We start from the raw sequence: 9816 nt of genomic DNA, 5'->3' as shown, positions 1-9816 counted from the left end.
GTGGGGAGGTGGGCCGGGTCGCCGTTGACCTCTGGGGGGAGGGTGGCGGCGGCGTCCAGGCCGGCCAGGGCGGCGGCGATGGTGCCGCCCAGGGCGAGGTAGGGGTTGGCGGCGCCGTCGAAGCATTTGATCTCGGCGTTGGCCGAGGGGCCTGAGACGAGCCGTAGCGCGGCCTCGCGGTTCTCCGGGCCCCAGCACTGGTACGCGCCGGCCCAGTGCGAGGGGACCAGGCGGAGGTGGCTGGCCGGGCTGGGGGCGCCCAGGACCAGCAGGGCCGGGAGCGCGTCCAGGATGCCGGCCAGGAAGGACTCGCCCTCCTTGGTGAGCTGGTGCCGGCCCTCTCCCCCGGTCATCAGGTTTCTGCCGTCGCGCCAGGCGCTGAGGTGGAGGTGGGCGCCGTTGCCGACGGTGCCGGGCTCGAAGACGGGGGCGAAGGAGGCACGCAGGCCGTGCCTGGCGGAGATGCCGCGGATGGTCTGGCGTACCAGCACGGTGGTGTCGGCGGCGGCCACCGGCTCCTCGGCGGCGACCGAGACCTCGAACTGGCCCTCGGCGTACTCGGGGTGGATCTGCTGGACGTCCAGGCCCTGCGCCTCCAGGGCCTGGAGCAGGTCGCGGAGATAGTCGGAGAGGTCGGTGAGCCGGTGCAGGCCGTACGCGGGACCGTCCTGGGCCGGGTCGGTGCCGTCCGGGCGGCGCAGTACCCATTCGACCTCGTAGGCCGCCAGCAGGCTCAGGCCGCGGGCGCCGGCGTTCTCGGCCATCCGGCGGGCGAAGAGGCGTTGGCAGGCGGGGTGCGGGGTGCCGTCCTGGCGGTAGCGGTCGGCGGGGGCCCAGGCCCAGCCGGGCTGCGCGGCGAGCGGGACGGCGCGGTCCAGGTCGGGGAAGAGCCGCAGGTCGCCGTCGGGGCCGCCGATGTACTCGCTGGTGGTGGCGGAGTCGTCGACCAGGAAGACGTCGAAGACCGGGGACATGCCGACGCCGTCCCGGACCACCTCGTCCAGTCTGCGCAGCGGGACGGCCTTGGTGCGGGTGATCCCGGCGTTGTCCACCCAGCTGAGGGCAAGGCCGACGACGCCCTCGGCGGCGAGCTGAGCCCGGGTCAGATGGGCCTGGGCCGACCGTTCTTCGTCCATGGAAGCTCATGGTGCTACGCGGGGGCCCGGCTGCGCGAGTGGGCGGCACACCCCGGAGTGACGGTGGTCACCCTGACGGGGGCGGCCTTGGGCTTCTCGGCCGGCTTATGTCATCATCTGAAGACATCACCTGATGACAAATTTGGGGAGTACGCCGATGGAAGCCCGACACACCGCACCCGGTCTGCGGGAACGAGCCCTGGTGCCGGTGCTGGTGTTCCTCGGCACGGTGGTGGCGGTGATCAGCAGCCTGGGGTCGCCGCTGGTACCGACCATCGCCTCGGTCGACCATGTCTCGCTGTCCGACGCGCAGTGGTCGCTGACCATCACCCTGCTGGTCGGAGCGGTCGCCACGCCCACCATGGGACGGCTCGGGGACGGTCCGCACCGGCGGCGGGTGATCATCGGCGCCACCGCGGTGGTGCTGCTGGGCAGCGTGCTCGCGGCGCTGCCGCTGGGCTTCACCTTTCTGATCATCGGGCGCGGACTGCAGGGCCTCGGCCTGGGCCTCACCCCGCTGGCCATCGCCACGGCGCGGGACGCGCTGCCGGCCGAGCGGTCGCGTCCGACCGTCGCGCTGCTCTCCATCACCACGGTGGCCGGGGTCGGCCTGGGCTACCCGCTCACCGGACTGATAGCGGAGTCCTGGGGCGTGCACGCCGGCTTCTGGTTCGGCGCGATCATCAGCGCGCTGGCCCTCGCCGCCGCGGTGCTGGTGGTCCCGCAGCCGCAGGGACGGGAGAAGCGCCCGCTGGACGCGCCCGGCGCGGTGCTGCTCGCCGTCGGGCTCGCCGGGCTGCTGCTCGCGCTGAGCGAGGGCGAGATCTGGGGCTGGGGCTCGACCCGGCTGCTCGGTCTGACCGGCGCCGCGCTGGCGCTGCTGGCCTGGTGGATCATCCATGAGCTGCGCACCGCGCACCCGCTGGTGGACCTGCGGTCACTGCGGAACCGGGTGGTGCTCACCGCCGACGTGTCCGGGCTGATCGCGGGCGTCGCGATGTACATGTTGATGTCGATGGTCACCCGCTTCGTGCAGACCCCGTCCTCCGCCGGATACGGGTTCGGTACCTCGGTCCTGGTCACCGGGCTGGTGCTGCTGCCGTTCTCGGCCGCCAGCGTGGCCTCCAGCAAACTGGTGCCGGTGCTGGCCCGGCGCACCTCCACCGCGCTGGTGCTTCCGGTCGGCTGCGCCGTCTCGCTGCTGTCGATGGCGATGTTCCTGTTCGCCCGCAACAGCCTGTGGGAGCTCTTCGTCATCATGGGCGTGGCCGGGCTCGGCGTCGGCTGCACCTTCGCGGTGATGCCCGGACTGATCGTCAGTTCCGTTCCGGCGCACGAGACCGGCAGCGCCATCAGCTTCAACCAGGTGCTGCGCACCGTGGGCTACTCCACCGGGAGCGTGCTGAGCGCGGTCATCCTGCAGGCGCACACCCCGGCCGGGCGGCTGCTGCCGGAGAACAGCGGCTACGGGACCGCGGCGCTGCTGGGTTGTGCGGTCTGGGTGGTCACCGCAGTGGTTACCATCGTGCTGCCGCGACGGGGCGCCTCAGCGCGACAGGACCGTTCGGCAACCGCGGTGGTGACCCGGGACGAGGAGCTGTTGATGGACGAGAGCATCGCCGACGCCGAGACGGCGGAGGACAGCGTGACCGCGGTGGCCGGGCCGGCCTCGCGGTGAGCACACCGCCGAGGCGGCGCGACTCAGCGCGCAGCCGCGAGCTGCTGCTTGCGGCGGCCGGCGACCTGTTCGCCGAACGCGGCTTCGACCGCAGCACCATCCGGGAGATCGGCGAGCGGGCCGGTGTGGACCCGGCCCTGATCGCCCGCTACTTCGGCGGCAAGGCCCAGCTCTACCTGGCCACGCTGAAGATCGACCCGCTCGGCGCCAGGCCCGCCGACCTGCTGGAGCCCGGACGGGCCAGTGCCCTGCTGGACGGCGCGACCCGGCGCGGACCGGGGCCGATCCTCCGGGCGGTGGTCGCCCCGCACGAGGATGCCGAGGTGCAGGCGGCGGCGGTCGAGCAGTTGCACCAGCGGATGGTCGACCCGCTCTGCGAACGGTTCACCCGTGAGGGTCTGGACCGGCCGCAGCTGCGGGCGGAGGTGGCGGTCGCCGCGTTCGTGGGGGTGAGTCTGGCCCGCAGCAGCGGGACCTTCCAGGCGCTGGCGCAGGCCGACACGGAGGAGCTGGTCGGACTGGTGCTGGAGCTACTGGCACCGGTGCGCTGAGGGCCGGACGGACAGGTCGGCCGGACGGGTCAGCCCGTGGGAGTGCGCCGCCTGCGCGGGACGTGGCGGCGGTAGGGGCTGACCGTGGGGTCGCCGGTGATCCAGAACCGCCAGGGGATCTCCGCCGCCGAGGAGACGCCGGTGCGCGGTCCGGCCGAGACGCCGTCGGGGTCCGGCGGAGTTCCGGGCAGCAGTCGCACCGGAGTGCCCGGCGTACAGGCGTCGACCCCGTTGAGGGCTCGGTCCAGGCCGAGCGCGGTGGCCAGCCGGGCCGGGCCGCGGGCCAGGTCGGCGTCGGACCTGGAGCTGGGGCGGCGGTACCGGGCCAGGGACTGGCCGGAGCGCACCTCACCCGCTCGGAGCAGGACGCCGGAGGCGGTGGTGCCGGGGCCGGTCACCAGATTGGCGCAGAAGTGCATGCCGTAGGTGAAGTACACGTACACATGACCCGGCTCGCCGAACATCACCGCGTTGCGGGCGGTCCGGCCGCGGTAGGAGTGTGCCGCCGGGTCGACCGGGCCGCTGTAGGCCTCGACCTCGGTGATCCGCAGCTGGACCGCGCCCTCGGGGAGGTCGGAGACCAGCGTCCGGCCCAGCAGGTCGGGGGCGACGAGCTCCGCCGGACGGTCGAAGAAGGCGCGGCCGAGGGCGGCGGCGGGGACGGGGCCGGTCATGCGGTCGAGGGTACTGGTCGCCACTGACGGCAGAACGCCCGGCGGTGTTCGGCACGGGTAGCGTGGGGGCCGACGAAGCAGTGCAACACAGGAGGTTGAACACGTGTCTGCAGCAAGGCGGCCCCTCCCCCACGACTTCCACCCGCAGGTGCCCGAGCTCGTCGTCAGCAGCGAGGACTTCGCCGACGGCGGCATCCTCCCGGACGACCACGTCTACAGCGAGGGCAATGTGTCGCCGCAGCTGAGCTGGGCCGGTGCGCCGGCCGGGACCAGGAGCTACGCGGTCACCTGCTACGACCCGGACGCGCCGACCGGCAGCGGGTTCTGGCACTGGTCGCTCTTCGACATCCCGGCGAGCGTGACCGAGCTGCCAAGGGGCGCCGGCAGCGGCGACTTCAAGGGCCTGCCCGAGGGCGTGGTGCAGGTCCGCAACGACTACGGCACGCGGGACTTCGGCGGCGCCGCGCCGCCGCCCGGCGACGGCGCACACCGCTACGTCTTCACCGTGTACGCGGTTGACCAGGAGAAACTGGGTCCGGACGCGGACGCCTCGCCGGCTGTGGTCGGCTTCAACCTCCGGTTCCACACCCTGGCCCGCGGCCAGGTGATCGCGGAGTACACGGCGCCCGAGGCCTGAGCAGGCTTCGGGCCGGGGCTGAGCGGCCGAAATTGCGTTGTTCCGGGGGCGGTCCGGCCCGCACAGTGGTCTCGCGTACTCCGAGGGGCAACCTCCTTCGGAGTACGCGGCGCCGCCGCACGGGCGGGCCCGACTGTGGCAGGTACCGCCTGGAGGTGGCCGGAATGCGCAACACCCTCGTGCTGAACGCGGGCTACGAGCCGCTGTCGACGGTGTCGCTGCAGCGTGCCGTGGTGCTGGTGCTCCAGGACAAGGCCGTGGTCGAGCACGCGCACCCGCTGCGCCGGGTCCGGGCCGCGTCGGTGGATCTGCCGCTGCCGCGGGTGGTGCGGCTGCGGCGCTATGTGCGGGTGCCGTTCCGACAACGGGCTCCGTGGTCGCGGCGCGGGGTGCTGGTGCGGGACGGGTTCCGCTGCGCCTACTGCGGACGGCGGGCGACCACCGTCGACCATGTGCTGCCGCGGTCGCGCGGAGGTGCGGACTCCTGGCTGAACACGGTCGCGGCATGCGCCGCCGACAACCACCGCAAGGCGGACCGGACTCCGGAGCAGGCCGGGATGGCCCTGCTGGTGGCACCGTTCGAGCCGACCCCGGAGGCCACGCTGATGCTGGCGCTGGGCGCGGGCCAGGACGACCTGCCGGACTGGCTGCCGCTGCCGGCCTGAACGGCCGGGCTTGAGCTGCCGTCGGCCCGGCGCGGGGGACCGGGCCGGCGGTGGGGGGTTACGCGCCGACGGGCGTCAGCCGGAGCTGGTGAAGGCCGTCGCGGCGGTGCTGTAGGTGCTGGTGAACTCGGGCAGGGCCACCACCAGGTTGTCCCGGTAGAGGATCCGGCCCGAGGTCAGCAGTGACCCGGTGTTCTGCGGGAAGCCGCCGCCGGGGGTCTCCTTGCCGGTGGCCAGGTCGAAGTGGCTGAGCCGGGCCGGCTGGCCGATGCGCTCCTCGGTGGCGACCACCGCGTCGCCGCCGTCGATGCCGACCAGTGCGGAGTTGCCCTTCTCCCGGGGCGCCGTCTGCCACAGCTGCTTGCCGTCGGCGAGGGTGAAGGCGGTGAGCACCCCCCCGGTGCTGGTGGACTTCGGCGGGTTCAGCTCGGCGACCATGGTGGTGGCGGTGAAGAACAGCGCGGGGTCCGGGTCGAAGCTGCCGTGCGTGGAGTCCAGGGTCCCCGCGGTCTGCGTGACGTAGATGGTCGCCTGGGTGTCGCCCTTGTCGCTGAAGGACATGATGCTGTCCTTGGCCGCCGCGGACTGGTGCACCGCCACCACGGCGGGGCTGGCCGACAGCACCGTGTAGGAGGACGCGTTCGCCGGCAGTCCGCGCCACCAGGCGAGCTTGCCGGTGTCGGCGTTGAGCGAGATCGCCTGCTGCTTGGGGCTGCTGTCGGCGCAGGTGCTCTGCACCAGCAGGGTGCTGCCGGTGCCGCTGCCGCTGATGCCGCCGCAGTACTTGCCGGGGCCGGCATAGGTCCAGCTCTGCTTGCCGGTGGCGATGTCGTAGCCGACCACGGCGGAGTCGCCGACGGCGACCGCGCGGGTGTCGCTGACCATCACCGAGGCGCCGTAGGACGAGGTGGACGTGGCGATGGTCGCCTTCCACTTCTGCTGCCCGGTGGCGGTGTCGACCGCGACCAGCTGGGTGCAGGCCTGGCCGGTGCCGGCCTTCGCCTGGAACAGCACGGCGCCGATCCCGGCGGAGTTGACCGTCGCGGACATGGCGCAGGGGACGGCGCCGGGGCTGGGCGGGGCCACCGTCCACAGCTTGCTGCCGCTGGCGGCGTCGTAGGCGGTGACGGCGGTGCCGTCGCCGCGGACCAGGGCCTTGGCCAGCAGCCAGGAACCGAGCAGGCCGTCGTTGCCCTGGGCGGCACCGGTGTCGGCCGGGGCGGCCCAGGCCTTGGTGTGGCCGCCGGCCAGGTTGGCGGTGACGCCGCCGGATGCCGTCTTCCTACTGCCGCTGCTGCTGCCCTGACCTGCGACCACGACGCCGGCGGCCACCACCACGACCAGGGCGACGGCGCCGATGGCGGCCCGCAGCAGGAACGTCCTGCGGTCGGTGCCGGGCGTCCGACCGGTCGCCGCGGCCAGCAGCCGCGCGGGGAGGGTGCCTTCGGCGGCGGGGGTGGAGGCCGGGGCCGGGTCGTCGGAGGCATCGCCGTCGACGTCGGCGGCGCCGGAGACCGGGCCCGGGGCCGCCGGGCTCCCGTCGGCGGCCGACGGGTCCGCGGTGGGGATCTCGGTGGTGGGCTCGGCCGGGGCGGCCTCGGGGACGTATGCGTACGGCTCGGCGGTGGGCTGGGCCGGAATGCCGTAGTCGGCGGCCGGGGCGGCGTAGTAGCCGGAGGCGTCCTGGTAGGGCTGCTCCGGGTAGGGCTGGTAGCCCTGCTGCTGATACCCCTGGGGGTAGCCCTGCTGGGCGTACTGCGGGTCCGGGTACTGCGGGTCCGGGTACTGCGGGTCCGCGTACGCCTGCTGGCCGTAGTCGTGCTGCGGGTACTCCTGCCGCGGATACCCCTGCTGCGCGTACTCCTGCTGCGGGTACGGCTGTTGGGCGTAGCCCTCGACGGCATAGAACTGCTGCTGCTCCTGGGCCTGGTAGCCGTAGCCCTCCTGCGGCCAGTACTGCTGCTGCCCGTCCGGCGCCGGCCACTCGGGGCTTGCCTGCTGATACGCAGGGTCACTGCCCGGGAAGGCGGCGTGACCGTGGTCCTGGTCGTATCCCTGGCCGAATCCCTGGACGTAGTCCGGGCTCTGGCCGGTGCCGGTTGGGTCCTGTGCCATGGGTTCCGTCAGCTCCCGCCTTCACGATGCGTGCGCCAGCATCTCATGCGGAGCTGAGGAATCAGGCGTGCGTACCGGTCGCCCCAGCCAGGACGGAATCGATCGCCAGATCGATGTCGGCGGCAAGGCGCAGGTCGAGGACGGTGATGCCGCCGGCGTCGTGGGTGCTGAGAGCGAAGTGCAGGGTTCGCCAGCGGATGTCGATGTCGGGGTGGTGGTCCATCGCCTCGGCGACGTCGGCGACGGCCACGACCATGCGGACGGCGGTGGGGAAGTCGGGCGCCTGGAGGGTGCGCAGCAGCGCGTCCCCCTCCCGGTGCCAGGTGGGGACGGCCTTGAGGCCGTCGGCGATCTCTTCGTCGCTGAGGCGGGCACGGGTCGGGCTCATGAGCTTGCTCCTGATCGGCGGGCGGGGGTGCAGGTCCCGTTCCCGCTGCGGATCCGGTTATGCGCGGACCAGTCGGAAGATGTCCCGAGCCGCTCTCACATTCGGTTGAGGAGCAGAGGTTCGCGCGCGGGTTCAGAGCAGGAGTTTGGCCATCGCCGCCAGTCCGACCACGACGATCAGGGCGCGCAGCGCGACCGGCGGGAGGCGGCGGCCGACCCTGGAGCCGATCTGGCCGCCGATGACCGAGCCGGCCGCGATCAGGAGCACCGCGGTCCAGTCGATGGGGGCCGCGAAGAGGAAGAACACCGCGGCGACCCCGTTGACCAGCCCGGCCAGGATGTTCTTGGTGGCGTTGATCCGCTGCAGGTCCTCGTCGAGCAGCAGTCCCATCAGGCCGAGCAGCAGCACGCCCTGGGCGGCACCGAAGTAGCCGCCGTAGATCCCGGTGCTGAAGACCCCGATCAGCAGGGCCGTACCGCCGTCGGCGCGCTCCGGGCCGCGGCCTCGGGCGGCGAGCCGGCGGGCCAGCCAGGGCTGGAAGACCACCAGCAGCAGCGCTATGCCGATCAGCACCGGGACGATCGCCTTGAACGCCCCCGACGGAAGCACCAGCAGCAGGATCGCGCCCAGCAGTCCGCCCAGCAGTGCGGCCGTCCCGAGCCGCAGCAGCCGATCGCGCTGGCCCTTGAGCTCCGCGCGGTAGCCGAACGCGCCGCTGAGCGAACCCGGGACCAGGCCGAGGGTGTTGGAGACATTGGCGGTGATCGGCGGCAGCCCGATCGCGAGCAGCACCGGGAAGGTGATCAGGGTGCCCGAGCCGACCACCGTGTTGATCGTTCCGGCGCCCGCCCCGGCGGCGAAGACGCCGACTGCTTCCCACGGTGACACGGCTGCGCCCCTTCACGCCCGAACTCGGTTGGATTCTGTTCGATCATGCCCGATCGGGGCGTGCAGGGGCGTCGGCGTTTGGGATGTGGGACGAAGCGCACTACTCCGGGTCGATGGAAGGGTATTCGCGGCGCTTCTCCATCCGCGGCACGGACCCGGTGGAGCCGTTGCTGTCGGACGGCCCGTCGCCGCCCTTGGGCGCGAGCCCGGTGAAGGCGCCGCCGAGGCCCTTGAGCGCGTCGCCGACCTCGCTGGGGATGATCCACAGCTTGTTGGAGTCGCCCTTGGCTATCTCCGGCAGCGTCTGCAGGTACTGGTAGGCCAGCAGCTTCTGGTCGGCGTCGCCCTCGTGGATGGCCTCGAAGACGGTGCGGATGGCGGCCGCCTCGCCGTCCGCGCGCAGCACCTTGGCCTGGGCCTCGCCCTCGGCGCGGAGCACCTCGGCCTGCTTCTGGCCCTCCGCGGTGAGGATCTGCGCCTGCCGGGCGCCCTCGGCGGTGAGGATCGCGGCGCGCTTGTCGCGGTCCGCGCGCATCTGCTTCTCCATCGAGTCCTGGATGGAGGTCGGCGGCTCGATGGCCTTCAGTTCGACACGGTTCACCCGGATCCCCCACTTGCCGGTGGCCTCGTCGAGGACCCCGCGCAGACCCGCGTTGATGGTCTCGCGGGAGGTGAGGGTGGACTCCAGGTCCATGGAGCCGATGATGTTGCGCAGGGTGGTGACGGTGAGCTGCTCGATCGCCTGGATGTAGCTGGCGACCTCGTAGGTGGCCGCGCGGGCGTCGGTGACCTGGTAGTAGATCACCGTGTCGATGTTCACCACCAGGTTGTCCTGGGTGATCACCGGCTGCGGCGGGAAGGGCACGACCTGTTCGCGCAGGTCGATCCGGTTGCGGATGGTGTCGATGAAGGGCACCACGATGTTGAGGCCCGCGTTGAGGGTGCGCGTGTAGCGGCCGAACCGCTCCACGATGGCCGCGCTCGCCTGCGGGATCACCTGGATCGTCTTGATCAGTGCGACGAACGCCAGCACGACCAGGATGATCAGGACGATGATCACGGCATTCACGGGGACTCCACTTCC

At 72.4% G+C, this 9816-nt stretch carries 10 protein-coding genes; 4 read left to right on the top strand and 6 right to left on the bottom strand.

The window, feature by feature from the left end; all coding sequences use genetic code 11:
* A partial coding sequence (locus tag TR46_RS33595; protein ID WP_042409690.1) for a type I glutamate--ammonia ligase occupies positions 1–1136 on the bottom strand: 1136 nt, incomplete at its 3' end.
* A gap of 157 nt (positions 1137–1293) precedes the next feature.
* Here TR46_RS33595 and TR46_RS33590 point away from each other — a divergent pair.
* Together TR46_RS33590 and TR46_RS33585 are read left to right on the top strand one after the other, a co-directional pair.
* Positions 1294–2814: an MFS transporter gene (locus TR46_RS33590; RefSeq protein WP_042409686.1), complete on the top strand. Its 1521-nt coding sequence runs from the start codon at positions 1294–1296 to the stop codon at positions 2812–2814.
* The gene (locus TR46_RS33585; protein WP_201776468.1) at positions 2811–3365 is read left to right on the top strand and encodes a TetR/AcrR family transcriptional regulator; all 555 of its coding nucleotides are present in this window, start codon (positions 2811–2813) and stop codon (positions 3363–3365) included. The genes TR46_RS33590 and TR46_RS33585 overlap by 4 nt, the downstream gene beginning before the upstream one ends.
* A gap of 29 nt (positions 3366–3394) precedes the next feature.
* Here TR46_RS33585 and TR46_RS33580 read toward each other — a convergent pair whose 3' ends face one another.
* Positions 3395–4039, bottom strand: coding sequence for a DNA-3-methyladenine glycosylase (locus TR46_RS33580; RefSeq protein ID WP_042409684.1), 645 nt, complete (start codon positions 4037–4039; stop codon positions 3395–3397).
* Between the two features lie 103 nt (positions 4040–4142).
* Between TR46_RS33580 and TR46_RS33575 the strand changes: the two genes are divergently transcribed.
* Both TR46_RS33575 and TR46_RS33570 read left to right on the top strand, forming a co-directional pair.
* Positions 4143–4676 carry a YbhB/YbcL family Raf kinase inhibitor-like protein gene (locus tag TR46_RS33575; protein WP_042409682.1) on the top strand — a complete coding sequence of 178 codons (534 nt, stop codon included), beginning with the start codon at positions 4143–4145 and terminating at the stop codon, positions 4674–4676.
* 164 nt (positions 4677–4840) lie between these two features.
* Entirely contained in the window at positions 4841–5341 is a 501-nt protein-coding gene (locus tag TR46_RS33570; RefSeq protein WP_042409677.1) for an HNH endonuclease, read from the top strand.
* Between the two features lie 75 nt (positions 5342–5416).
* On the opposite strand, the gene TR46_RS33565 is transcribed toward TR46_RS33570, so the two are convergent.
* The 4 genes from TR46_RS33565 to TR46_RS33550 form a co-directional block, all read right to left on the bottom strand.
* On the bottom strand, positions 5417–7456 hold the full coding sequence (locus TR46_RS33565; RefSeq protein WP_042409675.1) for an outer membrane protein assembly factor BamB family protein: 2040 nt from the start codon (positions 7454–7456) through the stop codon (positions 5417–5419).
* A 61-nt stretch (positions 7457–7517) separates the two neighbouring features.
* Entirely contained in the window at positions 7518–7844 is a 327-nt protein-coding gene (locus TR46_RS33560) for a 4a-hydroxytetrahydrobiopterin dehydratase (protein ID WP_042409672.1), read from the bottom strand.
* A 132-nt stretch (positions 7845–7976) separates the two neighbouring features.
* Positions 7977–8732 (bottom strand): sulfite exporter TauE/SafE family protein, encoded by a 756-nt coding sequence (locus tag TR46_RS33555; RefSeq protein ID WP_042409671.1) that lies wholly within the window; start codon positions 8730–8732, stop codon positions 7977–7979.
* Between the two features lie 100 nt (positions 8733–8832).
* Positions 8833–9801: an SPFH domain-containing protein gene (locus TR46_RS33550; protein ID WP_042409668.1), complete on the bottom strand. Its 969-nt coding sequence runs from the start codon at positions 9799–9801 to the stop codon at positions 8833–8835.
* Between the last annotated feature and the right edge of the window lie 15 nt (positions 9802–9816).

Origin of the sequence: Streptacidiphilus carbonis (genome assembly GCF_000787775.1) — a bacterium.
GTDB lineage: Bacteria > Actinomycetota > Actinomycetes > Streptomycetales > Streptomycetaceae > Streptacidiphilus > Streptacidiphilus carbonis.
The sequence above is the reverse complement of the archived record's forward strand: the minus strand, read 5'-3'. Positions and strand labels throughout refer to the sequence as shown.

Coding starts and splice junctions, on each gene's coding strand:
- TR46_RS33590 (WP_042409686.1), top strand. CDS start 1,294: ATGGAAGCCCGACACACCGCACCCGGTCTGCGGGAACGAGCCCTGGTG.
- TR46_RS33580 (WP_042409684.1), bottom strand. CDS start 4,039: ATGACCGGCCCCGTCCCCGCCGCCGCCCTCGGCCGCGCCTTCTTCGAC.
- TR46_RS33570 (WP_042409677.1), top strand. CDS start 4,841: ATGCGCAACACCCTCGTGCTGAACGCGGGCTACGAGCCGCTGTCGACG.
- TR46_RS33565 (WP_042409675.1), bottom strand. CDS start 7,456: ATGGCACAGGACCCAACCGGCACCGGCCAGAGCCCGGACTACGTCCAG.
- TR46_RS33560 (WP_042409672.1), bottom strand. CDS start 7,844: ATGAGCCCGACCCGTGCCCGCCTCAGCGACGAAGAGATCGCCGACGGC.